Here is a 19,356-nt window from a genome sequence, read left to right on the forward strand (position 1 = left end):
GATATAGTTAACAAATCTCATTAAGAAGATTTCCAATTATGATTTATCATGCATAAACTTCATATATCGATGCCGCACAATGAATGATGACTCATTTCCTTCGTTAAAGGAGAGCCTATGAGGTTCGGCGGCCACGTGGTGCAGCATCGCCCCTTCGGGGTTCCCATGATCGGTAACACGGAGAACGGCTACGCCATCGGGCTGACCGAGGAGGGCGCGCGGTTGTGCGCCCGCATGTTCTCCGAGGATGTTCCCGACGAGGAGATCGTCGCAGTAAGTGCCGATTTGCTGGTGCATCTGCGGCGAGGGGCATTTGGGGAAGGGGACGGGCCGGGTGGGCCGAAGGCCGCCTCTACGGAGGGCGACGACGATGGGGCTGCTGGGGAGCCTATGGGCGGTGGCGTGCGGGCGGCTTATTTGCATGTGACGCACCATTGCAATTTGCGGTGCGCGGGATGCTATTCGGTGGTAGAGGAGCGCAATGGGCGGCCCGATCTTTCCTTGGACGCGCTGCGAGATATCGTGGGACGCTTGGCGGCCGCCGGGGTACAGCGCTTGGTGATTTCCGGAGGCGAGCCGTTTCTGCGCGACGATCTGGCGGAGGTGGCGCGAGCGGCGAAGGAGGCAGGGATCGGGTTTGTGGATCTGCTGACCAATGGCACTGTGGTGACCGACGAGGCCTTGGCGGCGCTGGCCCCCTGGGTCGATCGGGTGGCGGTATCCTTCGATGGCATCGCGCGAGACGCGGAGGCGCTGGTGCGCGGTACTGGACGGTTCGACACGCTGGTCGATGCGGTGCATCGTATTCAGGCGGCGGGCATCCCTGCGCACATTATCCCGACATTACATGGCAAGAACGCTGGCGATGCCCGAGCCTACTGCGATCTGGCTGACAAGTGGGGAACTACGCTGAACTTCAGCCTGTTGTCGGCTCCTGCCAGCGATCCGGCTCTGGCGGGCTTGCTGCCCGATGAGCAGGCGCAGCGGCAGTTGGCGCGCACGCTGCTTGATTTGGGGCGTGAGCGACCCGTGGCGGTGGCCGATACCCCTGTGAACACGGGCGTGACCACGACGGTGGGCTGCGGTGCCGGGTGCGATCTGGTGAGTGTGTCGGCGGAAGGCGATGTGTATCCCTGTCACATGCTCCATGATCCGGCGTTCAAGATCGGCTCGCTTTTGGAGGACGGCTCCTGCCTGACGCGACGCCGGCCACCCGCGGACTGCGTGGACGAGCTGGATGCGTGCGCCTCCTGCGAGATTCGCTATCTCTGTGGCGGCGGATGTCGCGCTCGCGCCTTCTTCGCTACGGGAGACGCGCGGGTCCGCGATCCCTACTGCGCGCTGATGAAGACCTACTACCAACTCCTGTTTCAAGCCCTATTAGACTCTCAACCGTCCGAAAGGAGGTGAAGCCATGTTGTTCTTCGGAGACGCAATGCCGCTGGACCTTTGCTTTCGCTTGGGCCCCGATGGTGTTGGTTGCGTGCGTGTAGGAATCTAAGATGCGAACGAGAGGTGGCCTTCTTTCGAAGGCCACCGGAATAGGGTGAGAAACATGGGTGGAGTAGAAACATCCGATTTGAGGAAGAGCTTTCAAAAGGCGCAGGCTGTTTGCAAGGCAATCCGGTATTTGTTCATAGCGGCGACCGTCATCTATGCATTTACATGGATTGCTTCGGTCGTAGGTATCGTGGCAGCTTCTAATGAAGCGGGGCAGGCATGGGCTGCTCCTTTGGCTTACGTGGTCTTCCACGGTCTTATTGTTTCGACGTTATTGGTGACGATGGTTCGCATTTTTGCTGAGGCTTCGCAAGGGAGAGCGCCGTTTTCCGAGAAACAGGCAGATCGTCTTCGGCTCATTGCGTTGCTGGCTTTGTTGCTCTTCTTGTTGGAAGCGGTTTTTACCGCGGTGGTTTCCTATAACCTCATTCCCGAAGTTGGCTACAGTATTGGGATTAATGATGCATATCCTACTGACTCCATCAACCTTAATGTCGGCATGCTGGCGTTCTCTGCTATCATGTACTCGCTTTCAGCGCTGTTTCGCTATGCGGCGCTGCTGCAACAGTTGAGTGATGACACGGTATGATGATGAGGATGACCCGATGCAAATAATTTCCAGGCTCGACCGCGTGATGGCCGACAGGAAAATGTCTGTCAACGAACTATCCGAGCGGATTGATATATCTCCCGTGAACATTTCCCGTATCCGCACGGGCCGGGTGAAGGCGATTCGCTTCTCCACCCTGATGAAGCTGTGTGATGAATTGGATTGTCAGCCGGGCGACCTGTTTGAGTTCACGCGCGACGATACCCCGGTGCATCGTCGCCGCACCCGCAGCGCGACGGAAAAGAAGCCCAGCGAGGACTAGAACTCCATCAAATCGGACACGGGAACATCCAGCGCGTCCGCAATTTCGAAAATGGTAGTAATGCCAGGGTTTACCTGCGCATTTTCAACGCGGCATATGTACGCTTGATTCGTGTTGATCATTTTGGCAAGCCGATCCTGCGAGAGGTGCTGTGCCTCTCGGTGCTGGCGAATGGTTTGCCCCAAGGCTGCCAAGCGCGAATCTGTACGTTCCGTACCCATGGACACTAGAGTAGTGTCATGTCTCATTGGATATATGCCTAATTTGACATAAGATGCAAGATAACGATGGACGGTTCGCACACAAAATGTTAAAAGATCGCTCTCTAACACAAAAATGCCCTCATTTTGTAAAATGAAACGAGCGAATTGAGTTAAAAGCGCCCGCCTTGACAGAGGCCGGCAAAAATTAGCCGAGGAGATGGCTGGGCGGCTTGTCGCGATGCCTGAGAGCCGCGGCGTATGAGGCCGCGCGTTGGCGATGCGACGAGACGGATGAGGGAGCACGGTGCTTTCGGAATGGTGGGATAGGCTGCGAGCGTCACGGCGGCAGACGGTGGCGACAGGCTTTGGCGAGGCGACGCTGTATGCTTTGGCTGACAGCGAGGGATCGCCAGTGCGCATGCTCAGCGTGGGCGGCGTGCTGCAGTCGGCCACCTATACCGACGAGCGCTGGGACCGCTGTCCCTTCGCCTATCTGCGGGCCTTCGACCACCTGTTCGAGGCAGAGCCGGCCCTGTCCGTTGAGCGTGTGCTCATGATCGGCGGGGCTGGCTTCGCCTATCCGAAGCAGCTGTTGTCGGATCATCCGGGCGTGAAGCTGGATGTGGTGGAAATCGACCCGGCTATGGTGGCTTTGGCGCGCGATCACTTCTTCTTGGATCGGCTGGAGCAGCGTCTGGCTGCCGAAGGGCGCGGCGACGATCTGCGCATCTTCGTGGAAGACGGCGCGACCTTCCTTCAGGACGGGGGTCGCGGTTTCGACGGCTATGACGTGATCATCAACGACGCCTTCGTGGGCCGCGATGCGGTGGCGTTCTTCGCCAGCGATGCGGGTATCGCCGCGGCCAAGGCGCGGCTGCGGCCGGGCGGCCTGCTCATGGCCAACTGCGTGGTGGAGTTCACGAGCGATGCCATGTACCGGCTCTTTACCCAGGTGCAGCGTCTGGGCGATCAGTTCGCTTCGGTGGTCGTCATCGATGCTTCCGACGAGCAGTTCGGCGGTGCCGACAATTACCTGGTGATTGCCTCCGACGGCGCCTATCCGTTCACGGGGGTCATTCCCTACGGGGAGGCGTGAGGCGTCGTTTTTCGCATGCGCCTTCTTCGGGGGTGGGGCCGCGCTGGATGGCCCCGATTGCTTATTGGGTTTCGGGTTCGTACACCTTCACGGTGCGCTCTAGTTCGGTGTACTCGCGGGCAAGGTCTTTGGCCAGCTCGCTGTGGAGCATGCGCGCCCGGCGCGGGTCGCGAGCGAGCAGCGACGCGAAGCGGTCCTGCCTGGTGAGGAAGTCGTCCAGGTGGCCGTCGGGGGCCCGGTAGTCCACGGTCAGGGGGTCGTGTCCTGCGGCAGCCTGCTGAGGGTTGAAGCGGAACAGCGGCCAGTAGCCGGCTTCCACGCCTTCCCGGGCCACGCGCAGATTCGTGCTCATGCCGCCCTTGATACCCCAGCTGATGCACGGGCACAGGGCGATCACGATGGAGGGGCCGTCGTAGGCTTCGGCCTCGCGCAGGGCGGCGATGGTCTGCCCCATGTTGGCACCGAGGCACACCTGGGCCACGTACACGTACCCGTACTGCATCATCATGCGCCCCAGATCCTTGCGAGGCGTGGGCTTGCCGTCCAGGGTGAAGCCGGACACGCTGGAGAGCTCCGTGGCCTTCGACATCTCGCCGCCGGTGTTGGAGTAGCCCTCGGTGTCCAGCACGAGCACGTTGATGTTCTCGCCCGAGGCCAGTACCTCGTCGAGGCCGCCGAAGCCGATGTCGTAGGCCCAGCCGTCGCCGCCCACGGCCCAGACGCTCTTGGCGCCGAACATCTCGCCGTAGTCGAGGATCTCGTCGGCCAGCGCGCGGGCAGGGTTGCTCTCGGCAAGGGCCGCGCGCTCGGCTTTCAGGACCCGCTGGGCCGCCTGACCGAGGTCGTAGGCGGCGTCGGCGTCATCGGCTGCGGCGAGCCAGTCGCGCAGAAGCGCCGTCGTGGCGGGGGAGAAGGCCGGCGTGCCATCTGCCGACGTGCCATCTGCCAGCGTGCCACCTGACGCCGCGTCGGCGCCCTCGTCCGACGTGCTCGGGACCGCCTGTGCGGCTGCACCTCCAGCAATGCTTTGCTGCGCGTCCTCGCCGACGGGATCGACGAACGTCGTCGCAAGCGGAATCTTCTCTCCCACGGCCCGCTTCACGAGGTCGGTGAGGTGACGGCGACGCACCTTGACGGCCTTAGCGATGCCGTAGCCGAATTCCCCGTTGTCCTCGAACAGCGAGTTGCCCCAGGCCGGGCCGTGCCCGCGCGGGTTCACCGTGTAGGGCATCGAGGGCATGTAGGCGCCCCAGATGGACGAGCAGCCCGTGGCATTCGCGATGATGAGACGGTCGCCGAACAGTTGGGTGAGCAGCTTCACGTAAGGCGTCTCGCCGCAGCCCCCGCAGCAGCCGGAGAACTCCAGCAGCGGTTTCTGCAGCTGGGTGCCGGGAATGGAGTCGGTGGGCACGAGATCGTCTTTCAGCGCGATGTTGGTCTGGGCGAAGGCGAGGTTCTCCTTTTGGGTGGCAAGTTGGCTGGCCAGCGGCTGCATGGTGAGCGCCTTGCCCGGGGCCGGGCAGTTGTCGGCGCAGCTGCCGCAGCCCACGCAGTCTTCCGGGTACACCTGAATGCGGAAGGCCATGCCGGCCAGTTGCGGAAGCCGCGCGGGCTTGATGGCGAAGGCGGTCGGCGCGCCGGCGAGCTCGTCGGCCGTGGCCACGTAGGGGCGGATGGCGGCGTGGGGGCATACGAGCGAGCACTCGTAGCACTCCACGCATTTGGTGGCGTCCCAGGCGGGAATCTCGTAGGCCACGCATCGCTTCTCGCAGGCAGCCGACCCGGGCGGCACGATGCCGTCGGGGGCCAGGGCGCTCACGGGCAGCTCGTCGCCGCGCAGCTCGTCCAAGGGGCGGAAGACGTTCTTGATGAAGGCGTCCTCCCCGGGCACCGACCCCAGGCGCACGGCCGGGGCAGTGCCGGCGGCGTAGTCGCTCGGCGCGGCACCATCGTCGCGGGCGTGCTCCCAGCTTTTCGGATAGCCGATTCTCACGAGGGCATCCGCGGCTTTATCGATGGCCTGCTGGTCGCGGGACACCACGTCGGCCCCCTTCGAGGCGTACACCGCAGCCACGTTCTCCTTCAGCAGCTGCACCGCCTCATCGAAGTCCATCACGCGGGTCAGGCGGAAGAACACCGTCTGCATGATCATGTTGATGCGCGGGCCCAGCCCCTCGTCGGCGGCCAGCTTGGCGGCGTCGATGACGTAGAAGTCGGCGTGCTTGGCGGCGATGGCGCGCCGCAGCTTCGCGGGGAGCGCCGCGTCCAGCTCATGCACGGAGGTCCAGGGCGCGTTCAGCACGAAGGTGCCCCCGTCGCGCAGGCGATCGAACATATCGTAGCCGCGCTTCACGTAGATGTCCTTGTGGCAGGCCAGGTAATCGGCGCTCGTGATAAGCCAGGGTTCGTGCACGGGCGCGTCGCCGAAGCGCATGTAGGAGATGGTGAGGCCGCCCGATCTCTTCGAGTCGAACCAGGAGTACTCCTGCACGAACTTGCCCGCGGCATCGCTCACGATGCGGGCCGCCACCTTGTTGGCGCTCACGGTGCCATCGGAGCCGAAGCCGTAGAAGACGGCCTGGGTGAGCGGCTGGGAGGGCGCGGGCTCCCAGGCGGGCACGGGCAGCGACAGGTGGGTCACGTCGTCGTTGATGCCCACGGTGAAGCGCGTCTTCGGCTCGGGTGCGGCCATGGTGTCGAAGACCGCTTTGGCTTGAGCCGGCGTGAACTCCTTGGAGGAGAGTCCGTAGCGACCCCCGATGACGCGCACGTTCGGGCGCACGGCGGCCACGGCGGCCTGCACGTCCAGGAAGAGCGGCTCGCCCAGGCTGCCCGGCTCCTTCGTGCGGTCCAGCGCGCACACGACGCGCGCGGTGGCCGGCAGGGCCGCTAGCAGGTGCTCGGCTGAGAAGGGGCGGTACAGGCGCACCTTCACGAGGCCCACCTTCTCGCCGGCGTCCACGAGGGCACGCACGGTGGCCTCCACGGTCTCGCAGCTGGAGGCCATGGTGACGATGACGCGCTCGGCATCGGCGGCGCCCACGTAGTCGAACAGGTGATACTGCCGTCCGCACACGCCTGCCAGCGCGTCCATGGTCCCCTGCACGATGGCCGGCAGCGCGTCGTAGGCGGCGTTGGGGGCCTCGCGGTTCTGGAAGTAGATGTCGGGGTTCTGAGCGGTGCCGCGGATGGCGGGATGCTCCGGGTCCATGGCGCGGTGGCGGAAGGCGCTCACGGCCTGCCAGTTTACGAGCGGCCGCATGGTTTCGGGGTCGATCACGTCGATGGTCCGCACCTCATCGGAGGTGCGGAAGCCGTCGAAGAAGTGCACGAAGGGCAGGCTCCCCTCGATGGCCGACAGGTGCGCCACCCAGGAGAGATCCTGGCATTCCTGCACCGAGGCCGAGCCCAGCATGGCCACGCCCGTGGCGCGCACGGCCATGAGATCCTGGTGGTCGCCGAAGATAGACAGCGCATGGGCCGCCAGCGAGCGCGTGGTGATGTGGAACACGCCGGGCAGCATCTCGCCGGATATCTTGTACATGTTGGGGATCATGAGCATGAGGCCCTGGCTCGCCGTCATGGTAGTAGCGAGCGCCCCGCCGGCCAAACAGCCGTGCAGCGTGCCGGCCACGCCCTTTTCCGACTGCATCTCCTTCACCACCACCGGGTGCCCGAAGAAGTTCTCGCGGCCCGCTGCCGCCCACGACTCCACCTTCTCGGCCATGTGCGAGGCAGGCGTGATGGGGAAGATGGCCGCCACGTCCGACAGCGCATAGGCCGCACTCGCCGCCGCCTCCATACCCGTGACCGCTCTGCGCTGCGTGCTCATGGGAGCTCCTCTCGCGTATTCAGCTAATGAAACAAAGTTCAGTTTAGAAGGAGTCCGATCCCCTTGTGGATCCAAGGGCCATTCGTAGGGCAACCGTGAGGTCTCCGATTCCCTCGGGGTATTTGTTGCAATGAGCCATAAACGTTGTACGATAGCCTTACGCATGAGTACTTCAGTATAGAGGAGCGGGTTATGGCGCGAAAAAGAAAAGTCGAAGAGGGCGAGATCCTTGGCGTTGACCTGCGAAGCAGCTCGGCGGAGTTTCTTGCCTTTACTGCGTCAACGGGAGAATCGGCGGTTGAGGTTCTCTTCACGAATGAGATGATTTGGGCGACCCAGAAGATGATTGCCGAGCTTTTCGATTGTAGCGTTCCGAATGTCTCGCAGCATCTTAAGCAGCTGTATGTAGATGGCGAGCTTGGCAAAGAGACAACTGTTAAGAAATTTTTAACAGTTCAAACCGAAGGTGATCGCGAGGTGGAGCGCGAAAGGCTGTTCTATCGCCTCGATGCTGTCATCGCCGTCGGATATCGGGTCAACTCTGTGCGGGCTGTCCAGTTTCGGCAATGGGCCACTGCCATTCTTGCGGAATACACCATCAAGGGTTATGTGATGGATGATGAGCGAATGAAGGACGGCGCTTTTCTCGGCGAGGATTATTACGAGCATCTTCTCGAAGAAATCAGGGAAATCCGTTTGAGCGAGAGGCGACTTTATCAAAAGATCACTGATATTTATGCCACATCGATTGACTATAACCTCGATGCTCCGACCACACGAAGGTTCTTCGCTACTGTTCAAAACAAAATGCATTATGCCGTTCACGGAAACACTGCGGCAGAGCTCATCATGGATCGCGCCGATGCGGAACAGCCACATATGGGGTTGAGAACCTGGCGCAATGCGCCTGCGGGGAAAATTCTTCGATCTGATGTGGTGATCGCAAAGAACTATCTCAATAAGGACGAGGCAAAATCGCTGGAGCTCATTGTAACTATGTATCTAGATTATGCCGAGCGCCAAGCCATGAAACGCATCCCCATGACCATGGAGGATTGGGCTGCTCGGTTAGATGCGTTCCTCAAATTCAACGAAGAGGAGGTTTTGGACAACCCCGGGAAGGTAGCCGCGGAGGTCGCAGAATCCTTTGCCTTGAGCGAGTTCGAGAAATATCGCATAGTCCAAGATAGCCTATTCGAGAGCGATTTCGACCGTTATATAGCCTATCAGCTCACGCTCCCCTTCAGCGAGGAGCTAGACAGGGCGGCAGCTCTTCGCCGGTCCAGTGGAGGCGGGGTCGATGCAGATTGAGAACTGTGAATTTGTAGACTGAGCCCATTCTTTTGCAAGAAAGCCCGCCTGCGCTCTTGTTGGAGGGCAGGCGGGCTTGGGAAACAGCCCCGAGGCGGGATGTCTCCTATGCGCCGAACAGGTGCTCGATCATGGGGGTTACGACGATCCACAGGGGCATCGTAGCGGCGAAGGCCAGGGTGGACACGGCCACGGTGGACGCGCCCTCGCGCACGTAGATGTTGTAGCGGCTGGAGATGATGATGCCGGAGAACGCCGGGGGCAGGGCGATGGCCAGCACGAACATCTGGAGCATCTCGCCATGGATGCCGCATACCAGGCCCAGCGCCAGGCCGATGGCCGGGGTGAGCAGGTTGCGGTAGAACACGTTCCAGATGGTCTCCTTGCCCAGGCTGAACTTCACGGTGGACAGCGCGATGCCGGCGGCGAATACGGCCAGGCCGGAGTTGGCCTTGGCGATGAGGCTGAAGCAGGGGTCAAGCTCGGCGGGGAACTTGATGCCCACGAGCACCATGACCACGGCCAGGATGGGCACCCACACCACCGGCTGCTTCAGCGACTTGATGACAGCATCCAGGTTGGAGTTGTGGGCCTTCTTTGCCGGCGCGGGCGCGGCAGGAGCGCCCTTGCCCGCGATGGCGGCCGTGCCCGTGGCGGCGAGTTTCGTCTTGCTCGCGGCCTCGGCGTTCAAGCCCTTGTTCACCAGGTAGAAGCCGATGGGGATGGTGATGGCGTTCACGATAATGGCCACGATGGCCACCACGAGGCCCGTTTGGGTGCCGGTGCCGAACACCGGGTCCAGCACGGCGAAGCCCAGAAAGCCGATGGTGGGCGATCCGGCGATAAGGGCGCAGACGCCGGCCTCGGCGATGTTGTGCTTGAACATCTTCCAGCACAAAAAGAAGCTGAGCATGAACATGCCGATGACCACGACCAGGCTCACGAGGGTGAGGGGAAGGTCGCTGAACAGCATCTCGCGGGTGGCCTTGGTGATGGAGAGAAACAGCGCGGCCGGCAGGGCGATGTCCAGCACGACCTTGTTCAGACCCTGCATCTGGTCGTTATCGAACTTGTGCAATTTGCCGCCGAGGTAGCCGAGGATCATGATGGCGAAGATCGGCAGGATGTCGGCGATGATGATGTTACCGATGTCTCCCATTTTGGGCCTTCTTTCTCGGTTGATGTTAGCTTGGGACTCTGCGCCGGTCGGGGCCGTGGGGCACCTCGATTCGCTCTGCAGTCCTCGCTTTGGAGAACAGGACGTTTAGTCCTGTTCTCGTCGCTGCGGAACTCGCTCGGTCGAGGCGCCCCACGGCCCCTCTACACTCGGTCATTGTCGAGGGCGCATTCGACATGGCTCGTGGGGAATGGGAGACATGTCGGCCGCAGTTGATGCCTTCCTTAATCGACGAGTTTGCCGTTCTCGCGGTGCTCGGCGAGGTCTTCCTGCTCGTTGCCTACGAGCGGGCCGGTGACGGGCTGCGGGTTCAGGTAGGTGATGTGGCCCGATTCCTTGCCGGCGTGGATGGACAGCTCGCAGCACACCAGGGTGGGCTTGCGGCTCGCCACCCCGGCGGCCACGTACTGCTCCACCTCGGCCGGGGTGGTGGCGTAGTAGCCGGTGCCGCCGAAGGCCTCCATCAGCTTCTCGTAATGGGCGCAGGCCGCAAGCGTCAGCGGCGAGGGGTCGCCGTCGGTGCCGAGGTTCTTGAAGTCGCCGCGGTAGATGCCGCCGTTGTTCAGCACCACCACGGTCACGGGCAGGTGGTAGCGGCAGATGGTCTCCACTTCCATGCCGTCGAAGCCGAAGGCGGAATCGCCGTGGATGGAGATGACGGGCTTGCCGGTGGTCACGGCCGCGCCGATGGCGTAGGGCAGCCCCACGCCCATCACACCCCAGGTGCCGCAGTCCAGGCGGTGGCGGGGCAGGTACATGTCGATGATGTCGCGGCAGTCGTCCAGGGCGTTGGCGCCCTCGTTGGCGATGTACACGTCGTGGTTGGCGTCGGTCACCTTCTTGATGGCCCCCAGGGCGTTATAGTGGTTCATGGGCACGGTGCCGGCCGTCTCGGCCCCGCCGAAGCGGGCGTTGTTCTTCGCGGAATCGGCCTGGATGGCCTCAAGCCAGGCGGGGTCGGCCTTGAAGGGATGGGCGGTCAGGTAGTCGTTGAACAGTCCCACGGTGGATTTCAGATCGCCCACCACGGGGGCTGCGATGTAGCGGGAGTTGTCGATCTCGGTGGGGTCGATGTCCACCTGGATGAACTTCACGTTCTCGTTCCAGTGCTTGCCCTTGCCGAAGTTCAGCATCCAGTTCAGGCGCGCGCCCAAAAGCACCACCACGTCGGCCTCGCGCATGGTCATGCCGCGGGCGCTGGCGGCGTTCTGCGGGTGGTCGTCGGGCAAAAGGCCCTTGGCCATGGACATGGCCAAATACGGCGCGCCGGTGGATTCCACGAACTGGCGCACCTCGTCGTCGCACTGGGCGTAGGCTGCGCCCTTGCCCAGGTAGATGAGGGGCTTCTTGGCGCTGGCCAGTACGGCCATGGCCTCATCAACGACGCTTTGGGCGGGAATTTGGGCCGGGGCCGGGTCGTTCACCTTGTACAGCAGGCCCTCGGCCACGGTGGCGTCGATGGTCTGGCCCAGGGTGTCGCCGGGCAGGTCGATGTACACGCCGCCGGGCCGCCCCGAGCAGGCGGCGCGGATGGCCCGGGCCACCACGAGCGGAATGTCCTCCACTTTATCGACCCGGTAGGCGGCCTTGGCGAAGGGCTTCGCGTAGTTCAGCTGGTCGAGCCCCTCGTAGTCGCCCTCGCCCAAGTCGATGAGCTCGCGGGACGACGAACCGGCCATCATGATGACGGGCCAGCCGTTCTCGGTGGCCTCCTTCAAGGGCACGATGCCGTTCAGGAACCCGGGGGCCGACACGGTGAGGTACAGGCCGGGCTTGCCGGTGATGAAGCCCTCGGCCGCAGCGGCGTTGCCCGCGTCGGCCTCGTGGCGCATGCCGATGTAGCGGATGCCCTTGGCCTGGGCGATACGGGCCACATCGGTCACGGGAATGCCGATGACGCCGTATATGCGGTTCAGGTCGTTCTTCAGCAGCGATTGAACCAGCACGTGGAATCCGTCGGTGAGGTTGGTGCTCGCGGCTGGCGCGGCCGTGGGAGTGGTAGTCATGAATGCCTCCTGAAAGTGAGCGTGGACAGGGAGAAGCGGTGCTTCTCTACGGAATATAGTCCGCGCCTACGGCCTGTTTCGGCTGCTGGGGCCGCTGTTGGCGGGAAGTTGCCGAACTGCATTGGAAAGGCAACGTGGTAAGCATTCAGGATGGGAGAGGCGAGGACTATAATCGAAGCTGAGCCGGAAGGGCGCACATAATATAGCGAAGGTGATGGTCATGGATCGCGAGCGGGAGATCGTTAGGGCGAGCGTATACGGCATTGCGGGCAATCTGCTGCTCGTGGCATTCAAGCTGGCCGTGGGATTCGTGTCCCATTCCATCGCCATCATTCTGGACGGCGTGAACAACGCCACCGACGCCCTGTCCTCCATCGTGACCATCGTGGGCACGAAGCTGGCCGGGCGCCGCCCCGACCGCCGCCACCCCTTCGGCTACGGGCGCGTGGAATACCTGACGAGCGTAGTCATCGCCGTCATCATTTTAGTGGCCGGCGTGGTTTCGCTGCGGGAATCGGTGGTGAAGATCATCCATCCGGGCACGCCGAGTTACTCGGTCGTCACCATCGCGGTCATCGTGGTGGCCATTCTGGCGAAGATCGCCATCGGCATCATGTTCAAGCGCTTCGGCGACAAGACGCAGTGCGAGGCGCTCATCGCCTCGGGGGTGGACTCCAATTACGACGCGGTGCTCTCAGCGGGCACGCTGGTGGTGGCCGCGGCCCAGAACCTGTGGGGGCTCAACATCGACGGCATCGTGGGCCTTATCATCTCGCTGGTGGTATGCAAGGCCGGCATCGAGGTGCTGCGGGACGCCCTGGGCCCCATCATCGGACTGCCCGAGGACAAGAAGCTGGTGAACGCCATCGCCACGTACGTGAACGGGTTTCCCGGAGTACGGGGCACCTACGATATCGTGCTGGACAATTTCGGGCCCAACGAGGTGCTCGGCGGCCTGCGCATCGAGGTGGACGATGCCACCGACGCCCGCCAGATCCACGAGCTGACGCGCAAGATCACCGAGGGGCTCGCGGAGAAGTTCCGTATCCGGGCCATCGTGGGCATCTACGCGGCCAACAGCCAGGGGCAGTTTGCCGATATGCGCGCCGATCTGCAGAAGATCGTGGCGGAGGAGCCGGCCATCGGGCAGGTGCACGGGTTTTACGTGGATACGGCAGACGCCACGGTGTACTTCGACATGGTGGTGGACTTCTCGGCCGACGGGGAAGCGGTGCGCGATGCGGTGGTGAGGGCGCTGGCGGCGCGGTACCCGGATTACTCCTTCGATGTGGTGATCGATACGGACTACGAGGAGTAGGGTGCTGTCCGGTCCCCGCGCGGGAGGGGTGCGTTCGCGGCCGACTTCGCGCTGGTTCCCGCTGCGAACGCGGCTAGGGAAGCAGAGGGGATGACGCGCATCAGTCGGTACTGTCCCGGTATCGTTGGTGCTGGCGTGGAAGCTGCTTCTCTTGGGCCGCGTTCTCCGCGGGGCGCTCAGACGGCCGCGAACGCACCCCGCCCGCGCGGGGACCTGCTTGATGTCGGCTGGATGGTTGGGCATAAAGAGAGGGAGCCTTTCGGGCTCCCTCTCTCGGTGTCTATTTGCCTTGCTGGCGGTTACGCCTGGGGCTTGTCGTTAGCGGGAGTCTCCTCCACGACGGTGACGCTGGCCTGGGCGTCCTCGATGTAGTTGTCGGGCACGACGACGGCCGGCTCGGCGGTTACCTCGGCGGTGACGGCCTCGGCGGCCACTTCGGTGGCGGGGGTCACAGGCGCGGGGTCGGACACGAGGGTCTCGGCGGCGACGGCAACGGGCGCAGCCGCGGGGGCCGCGGGGGTCGCGGGAGCCTGCGCGACAGCCGGCTGCTGGGGAGCAACCGGCTGGGTCGGAGCCTGGGGAGCGACGGGCGCGCCGTAGGTGGGGACATTATAGATGGGCGCAGCATAGGCGGTACCGGCCAGGGCGGCGTTCTTGTCCTTGTTGGCGAACACGGCCACCACGATGCACAGCACGAGCGAGATGATGCCCGCACCGAAGAACGAAGCGACAGCACCCACGATGTTCCACACCATGACGCTCTTCAGCTTCTCGGGCTTGTTCGCGCCGCGCACGCCCATGATGCCGGCGATGAGCACGAGAACCAGACAGGCAAAGCCCCAGAAGATAAAGCCGCCGAGCAGGCCGAGGATCATGTTGATATCGCTCATCTCGATGATGTAGCCCTCGTCGGTGTAGAAATAATCGTAGCCGGAATCGTTAATGGCGGCACCGCCGACGCCGAGCATGGCCCAAGCGATCAGGATGCCGATGATGCCGAGGGAAGCGAGCACGATGTTGACGATGCTCATGCCCTTGATGGCTTTGGCGTGGGAGGTATTCATGACGGTTCTCCTTGGTTGGGGACGAAAATGACAACGGACACAGTATAGCCGTAGAACCTTGATCGGCAAGCTAATCATTGTCCTGTAGGCCGTTTGTTGACAAGCGTCAGTGCCGGGGCGTTGTGGATTCCCGGGGGTTTCGCTGTGGGGATGGCGCGGTGGTTTTCCGCAATTTCAGCAGGGGCGGCCTCTGCGCGGGGGCGTTCCCGTAGGGTACATCGCCCCGGTGCCTTCCGTGTCTTTCGGCGTGCCCTGCGGGTCGCGCCGCTGGTCGGTGGGAAACCATTCGGAAACACGGGGCCTGTGCGCCGGCTGATACACTGGCGCATGTCTAACCTGAACAAGAAGAGGGAGAAGCCTATGAACCGACTCTCTATCGAGGCGCGGGCCGTCCACGACGGGCGGCTGCGGGCGTTTCTCGATCGCTTCGAGCGGCGCGTGGCCGCCACGCCCCCGGGGATGTGCCCGGTGGCGGTGACTGCCACGCTGCTGGAGACGAGCGCTGCCCAGACCTGCGGCAAGTGCGTGCCCTGCCGAGACGGGCTGCGCGAGGCCGCGGCCCTTATGGGCTCGGTGCTGGCGTGCCGTGCCACGGAAGGGGATATGGAGCGCTTGCGCGCCCTGGCCGAGCTGGCCCGCGACGGCTCCGATTGCGCCATCGGTTCAGAGGCCGGGGCGGCCGTGCTTGCCGCCTTGGACGAGTTCGCCGACGAGTTCGCCTCCCACGTGCAGCGCCACCGCTGCACCGACGGCGTGGGCCAGTCGGTGCCCTGCGAGACCGATTGCCCCGCCCACGTGAACGTGCCCGGCTACATCGCCCTGGCCGGGGCGGGGGATTGCACCGGCGCCGTGGCCATGATTCGCAAGGACAACCCGTTCCCCACGGCCTGCGCCTTCGTGTGCGAGCATCCCTGCGAGACCCGCTGCCGGCGCATGCTCGTGGACGCGCCCCTGAACATTCGCGGCATCAAGCGCTACGCCGTGGATGGGGCCGCCGCCGATACGGTGGCCGTGCCCGAGGCCCTGCCGGCCACGGGGCGCCGCATCGCCGTGGTGGGCGCGGGCCCCTCGGGGCTCACCTGCGCCTACTTCGCTGCCCTTATGGGCCATGAGGTGCACGTGTACGAGGGCCGCACCCAGCTGGGCGGCATGATGCGCTTCGGCATTCCCTCCTACCGCTTCCCGCGGGAGCGCTTGGATGAGGACATCGCCGCCATCCTGCGGGCCGGCGACATTGCCGTGCACGCCGGCGAGGCGGTAGATGCCGCGGCCCTGGAGCGCCTGGCCGCCGACTTCGACGCCCTGTACGTGGCCATCGGCGCCCACGGGGCCAAAGCCCTGCGGTTGGAGAACGAGGGGGCCGCAGGCGTGTTCTCGGCCGTGGAGCTGCTCGGCGCCATCGGCGAGGGCGAGATTCCCGATTTCACGGGCAAGTCGGTGGTGGTGGTCGGCGGCGGCAACGTGGCCATGGACTGCGCCCGCACCGCCGTGCGCTGCGGCGGCGAGGTGACGGTGGTGTACCGCCGTCGCCTGGAGGACATGACGGCCCTGGCCGCCGAGGTGGAGGCCGCCATCGCCGAGGGCGTGGAGATGCGGCCCCTGCAGGCGCCGGTGGGCCTGGCCGTGAACGAGGAGGGCGCCGTGCGGGCGCTCATCACCCAGCCCCAGATGGTGGGCCCGGTGAAGGGCGGCCGTCCCGCTCCCGTTCCCGCCGACAAGCCCGAGACGGTCATTGCCGCCGACGTGGTGCTCGTGGCCATCGGCCAGGACATCGTTTCCGATCCCTTCGAGGCCTTCGGCATGGCCGCCGACCGCGGCCGCTTCACGGCCGACAACTTCCTTGTGGCCGAGGGCTTCACCAACGTGTTCGCCGGCGGCGATTGCCAGACCGGCCCCGCCACGGTGATTCGCGCCATTGCCGCGGGCAAGGTGGCGGCCCGCAATATCGATGCCTACCTGGGCTACAACCACACTCTGGATTGCGGGGTGGAGGCGCCCGGTGCGGTGCCGAACCGCCGCGTGCCCACGGGGCGCGTAGCGGTGGCCGAGCGCCCGGCTCGCGAACGCGCCCGCGATTTCGCAGCCACAGAAGTTGCCATGTCCGACGAAGAGGCCGCCCAGGAGTGCGGTCGCTGCCTGCGCTGCGACGTGTTCGGCTGCGGCAGTGCGGAAGGGGGTCGCATCCAGTATGCCTAACCTGATCATCGACGGCCGCGCTGTGAGCGTGCCCGCGGGCACCACCATCGTGGAGGCGGCCCGGAAGGCCGGCGTCGCCATTCCCACCCTGTGCTACCTGAAAGACGTGAGCAACGTGGGCTCGTGCCGCGTGTGCGTGGTGGAGGTGGAGGGCACACCGGAGCTGGTGGCCGCCTGCAAGACCCCCGTGATCGAGGCCATGCGCGTGCGCACCGACACTCCGCGGGTTATCGAGGCCCGGCGCCTCGCTTTGGACCTGGTCATTTCCAACCACGGCCTGAACTCCACCAACTTCTGCTTCAGCTGCCTGAAGAACGGCGACTGCGAGCTGCAGGACCTCTGCCGCGATCTGGGGGTGGACGCGCCGAGCTTTCCCGCCCCCGAGAAGAACGCCCCGGTGCGGGACGCGAACCCGTTTCTGCGCTTCGATCCGCGGCTGTGCGTCGGCTGTCAGCGCTGCGTGGGCGCCTGCAACAACCAGGCCCGCAACCACACGCTGCAAACGGTCCAACGGGGCCTGCGCGCGGCCATCGAGGCTCCCTTCGGGCCCGACTGGCGCGCTACGGGCTGCGAGAGCTGCGGCTGCTGCGCGGCGGCCTGCCCCACCGGCGCCATCGTGGAGAAGCGCCGCGCCGACTATCGTTCCTGGGAAGTGAGCGCCGTGCGCACCACCTGCCCCCACTGCGCCACGGGTTGCCAGTACGACCTGCTCGTGAAAGACGGCCGCATCGTGGACACGCGCCCGGCCGACGGGCCCTCCAACCACGGCCGCCTCTGCGTGAAGGGCCGCTCGGGCAGCTTCGACTTCGTCCAGGCGCCCGACCGCCTCACCACGCCCCTCATCCGCAACCGCGCCACTGGGGCGCTGGAGCCGGCCGGCTGGGACGAGGCGCTCGACTACGTGGCCGAGAACTTCAAGCGCATCATCGGCGAGACCGGTCCCGATTCCGTGGCCGCCTTCGCCTGCTCGCGCTCGGCCAACGAGGACATCTACCTGCTGCAGAAGATGGCCCGTGCCGCCTTCGGCACCAACAACGTGGACAACTGCGCCCGCGTGTGCCACGCCCCCACCGTGGCGGGCCTGGCCATCACGCTCGGCTCCGGTGCCATGACCAACACCATTGCCGACATCACCGATACGCCGGATGTCATCATGATGGTGGGCTCCAATATCGAGGAGGCCCACCCGGTCATCGGCATGCAGGTGCGCACCGCCGTGGAGCGCGGCAGCAAACTCATCGTGGTGGACCCGCGCGATATCCGCATCGCCGATGCCGCCGACATCCACCTGAAGCTGCGTCCCGGTACCAACGTGGCCTTCGCCAACGGCTTCGCCCGGGCGCTCATCCACGCCGGCCTGGCCGATGACGCCTTCATCGAGGAGCGCACCGAGGGCTTTGCCGCCTTCGCCGCCATGGTGGAGAGCTACACGCCCGAGCGCGTGGCCGAGATCTGCCACATCGACCCGGACGACCTGGTGGCGGCCGCCGAGCTGTACGGTCGGGCCGATACCGCTCCCATCATCTACTGCCTCGGCGTGACCGAGCACTCCACGGGTACCGAGGGCGTCATGTCGCTTTCCAACATCGCCCTGGTGGCCGGCAAGCTGGGCCGTCCCGGCTGCGGCGTGAACCCCATCCGCGGCCAGAACAACGTGCAGGGCGCCTGCGACATGGGGGCCACCCCGGCCGACTTCCCGGGCTACCAGAAGGTGGCCAACCCCGAGGTGCGGGCCAAGTTCGAGGAAGCCTGGGGCGTGGCGCTGCCGGAGAAGCCGGGGCTCATGGCCACCGAGTGCTTCGGCGCCATGAAGGACGGCCGCATCCGGGGCCTGTTCATCTTCGGCGAGGACCCGGTGCGCACCGATGCCGACACGAACCACGTGATGGGCGCCTTGAGGGCCCTGGACTTCCTCGTGGTGGACGACTTGTTCCTCACCGAGACGGCCGCGCTGGCCGACGTGGTGCTGCCCGGGCGCAGCTACGCCGAGAAGGAGGGCACCTTCACCAACACCGAGCGCCGCGTGCAGCGCATCCGCCCGGCCGTGGAAATCGAGGGAACGCGCCCCGATACCTGGATATTCACCGAGATCATGAACCGCATGGGCTACCCGCAGCCGCATTTGAGCCCGGCGGCCATCATGGACGAGGTGGCGCGCCTCACCCCCAGCTACGGCGGCATCAGCCACGAGCGCCTCGATAGCGCTGAAGTGGCCGGGCGCGGGCTGCAATGGCCCTGCCCCACGGCGGATTCTCCGGGTACGCCCATCATGCACGTGGGCACCTTCAGCCGCGGGAAGGCGAAGTTCTCCGATGCGGAGTACCGCGCCTCCGACGAGCTGCCCTGCGACGAGTTTCCCCTCGTGCTCATGACCGGGCGCGTGCTGCACCACTACAACGCCTGCGCCATGACGGCCCGCACCGAGGGACTCAACGCCATCGGCGATACGTCGTTCATCGAGCTGAACGACGCCGATGCGGCGGCCCTGGGCGTGGCCGACGGCGACCGGGTTCGGGTGGAAAGCCGCCGCGGATCGGTGGTCACCACGGCCCGCGTGTCGCCGAAGACCTCGCCGGGCGAGACGTGGATGCCCTTCCACTTCCAGGACGGCAACGCCAACTGGCTCACCAACGCGGCTCTGGACGACGTGTGCAAGGTGCCCGAGTACAAGGTGTGCGCCGTGGCCGTCAGACGGGCCTAGCGGGCGCGCGAAGCTGACAAACGACCTCATCAATGGCGGTTTGACGGCCTCGAACGTGGACAATTTATGAGATTGGCCGC

13 protein-coding genes are annotated in these 19,356 nt (G+C 64.6%); 8 read left to right on the forward strand and 5 right to left on the reverse strand.

The genetic code is table 11. From position 1 onward, the window contains the following. Positions 1-117 precede the first annotated feature (117 nt). From G503_RS0104470 to G503_RS13700, 3 genes are all read left to right on the forward strand, one after another. Positions 118-1,410 carry a radical SAM/SPASM domain-containing protein gene (locus G503_RS0104470; RefSeq protein WP_028026634.1) on the forward strand — a complete coding sequence of 431 codons (1,293 nt, stop codon included), beginning with the start codon at positions 118-120 and terminating at the stop codon, positions 1,408-1,410. Positions 1,411-1,555: 145 nt separating this feature from the next. After that, entirely contained in the window at positions 1,556-2,089 is a 534-nt protein-coding gene (locus G503_RS0104480) for a hypothetical protein (protein ID WP_028026635.1), read from the forward strand. 16 nt (positions 2,090-2,105) lie between these two features. After that, positions 2,106-2,372 (forward strand): helix-turn-helix domain-containing protein, encoded by a 267-nt coding sequence (locus G503_RS13700; RefSeq protein WP_051190917.1) that lies wholly within the window; start codon positions 2,106-2,108, stop codon positions 2,370-2,372. On the opposite strand, the gene G503_RS16915 is transcribed toward G503_RS13700, so the two are convergent. Beyond that, positions 2,369-2,995: a helix-turn-helix domain-containing protein gene (locus G503_RS16915; RefSeq protein ID WP_328285568.1), complete on the reverse strand. Its 627-nt coding sequence runs from the start codon at positions 2,993-2,995 to the stop codon at positions 2,369-2,371. The genes G503_RS13700 and G503_RS16915 overlap by 4 nt on opposite strands. Here G503_RS16915 and G503_RS13705 point away from each other — a divergent pair. Continuing rightward, positions 2,928-3,671, forward strand: a complete 744-nt coding sequence (locus G503_RS13705) for a spermidine synthase (RefSeq protein ID WP_156891923.1) — start codon at positions 2,928-2,930, stop codon at positions 3,669-3,671. The two genes, G503_RS16915 and G503_RS13705, sit on opposite strands and share 68 nt — an antisense overlap. Positions 3,672-3,732: 61 nt before the next feature. Here the strand turns inward: G503_RS13705 and nifJ are convergent, their stop codons facing one another. Next, a complete protein-coding gene (gene nifJ / locus G503_RS0104500) occupies positions 3,733-7,503 on the reverse strand; it encodes a pyruvate:ferredoxin (flavodoxin) oxidoreductase (protein WP_028026637.1) in 3,771 nt (1,256 codons plus the stop codon). 192 nt (positions 7,504-7,695) lie between these two features. Between nifJ and G503_RS13710 the strand changes: the two genes are divergently transcribed. Then, the gene (locus tag G503_RS13710; protein ID WP_084636275.1) at positions 7,696-8,814 is read left to right on the forward strand and encodes a virulence RhuM family protein; all 1,119 of its coding nucleotides are present in this window, start codon (positions 7,696-7,698) and stop codon (positions 8,812-8,814) included. 106 nt (positions 8,815-8,920) lie between these two features. Here the strand turns inward: G503_RS13710 and G503_RS0104510 are convergent, their stop codons facing one another. Continuing rightward, entirely contained in the window at positions 8,921-9,973 is a 1,053-nt protein-coding gene (locus G503_RS0104510; protein ID WP_035021748.1) for an AEC family transporter, read from the reverse strand. Positions 9,974-10,215: 242 nt separating this feature from the next. Beyond that, a complete protein-coding gene (gene oxc, locus G503_RS13715) occupies positions 10,216-11,997 on the reverse strand; it encodes an oxalyl-CoA decarboxylase (RefSeq protein ID WP_051190919.1) in 1,782 nt (593 codons plus the stop codon). A 220-nt stretch (positions 11,998-12,217) separates the two neighbouring features. Here oxc and G503_RS0104520 point away from each other — a divergent pair, with 220 nt between their 5' ends. Continuing rightward, entirely contained in the window at positions 12,218-13,315 is a 1,098-nt protein-coding gene (locus G503_RS0104520) for a cation diffusion facilitator family transporter (protein ID WP_028026639.1), read from the forward strand. A gap of 299 nt (positions 13,316-13,614) precedes the next feature. Here G503_RS0104520 and G503_RS16560 read toward each other — a convergent pair whose 3' ends face one another. Continuing rightward, positions 13,615-14,379, reverse strand: a complete 765-nt coding sequence (locus tag G503_RS16560; RefSeq protein ID WP_028026640.1) for a hypothetical protein — start codon at positions 14,377-14,379, stop codon at positions 13,615-13,617. Positions 14,380-14,739: 360 nt separating this feature from the next. Here G503_RS16560 and G503_RS0104530 point away from each other — a divergent pair, with 360 nt between their 5' ends. Next, positions 14,740-16,575: an NAD(P)-binding protein gene (locus G503_RS0104530; protein WP_028026641.1), complete on the forward strand. Its 1,836-nt coding sequence runs from the start codon at positions 14,740-14,742 to the stop codon at positions 16,573-16,575. After that, a complete protein-coding gene (fdhF, locus tag G503_RS0104535) occupies positions 16,568-19,276 on the forward strand; it encodes a formate dehydrogenase subunit alpha (protein WP_028026642.1) in 2,709 nt (902 codons plus the stop codon). Before G503_RS0104530 ends, fdhF begins: the two co-directional genes overlap by 8 nt. Positions 19,277-19,356: the final 80 nt, after the last annotated feature.

It is taken from the genome of Adlercreutzia mucosicola DSM 19490, from assembly GCF_000422625.1.
Lineage (GTDB): Bacteria > Actinomycetota > Coriobacteriia > Coriobacteriales > Eggerthellaceae > Adlercreutzia > Adlercreutzia mucosicola.

Excerpts from the sequence above, each read along its gene's own strand:
- G503_RS0104470 (WP_028026634.1), top strand. The coding sequence starts at position 118 with ATGAGGTTCGGCGGCCACGTGGTGCAGCATCGCCCCTTCGGGGTTCCC.
- G503_RS0104480 (WP_028026635.1), top strand. The coding sequence starts at position 1,556 with ATGGGTGGAGTAGAAACATCCGATTTGAGGAAGAGCTTTCAAAAGGCG.
- G503_RS13700 (WP_051190917.1), top strand. The coding sequence starts at position 2,106 with ATGCAAATAATTTCCAGGCTCGACCGCGTGATGGCCGACAGGAAAATG.
- G503_RS16915 (WP_328285568.1), bottom strand. The coding sequence starts at position 2,995 with ATGCGCACTGGCGATCCCTCGCTGTCAGCCAAAGCATACAGCGTCGCC.
- nifJ (WP_028026637.1), bottom strand. The coding sequence starts at position 7,503 with ATGAGCACGCAGCGCAGAGCGGTCACGGGTATGGAGGCGGCGGCGAGT.
- G503_RS13710 (WP_084636275.1), top strand. The coding sequence starts at position 7,696 with ATGGCGCGAAAAAGAAAAGTCGAAGAGGGCGAGATCCTTGGCGTTGAC.
- G503_RS0104510 (WP_035021748.1), bottom strand. The coding sequence starts at position 9,973 with ATGGGAGACATCGGTAACATCATCATCGCCGACATCCTGCCGATCTTC.
- oxc (WP_051190919.1), bottom strand. The coding sequence starts at position 11,997 with ATGACTACCACTCCCACGGCCGCGCCAGCCGCGAGCACCAACCTCACC.
- G503_RS0104520 (WP_028026639.1), top strand. The coding sequence starts at position 12,218 with ATGGATCGCGAGCGGGAGATCGTTAGGGCGAGCGTATACGGCATTGCG.
- G503_RS16560 (WP_028026640.1), bottom strand. The coding sequence starts at position 14,379 with ATGAATACCTCCCACGCCAAAGCCATCAAGGGCATGAGCATCGTCAAC.
- G503_RS0104530 (WP_028026641.1), top strand. The coding sequence starts at position 14,740 with ATGAACCGACTCTCTATCGAGGCGCGGGCCGTCCACGACGGGCGGCTG.
- fdhF (WP_028026642.1), top strand. The coding sequence starts at position 16,568 with ATGCCTAACCTGATCATCGACGGCCGCGCTGTGAGCGTGCCCGCGGGC.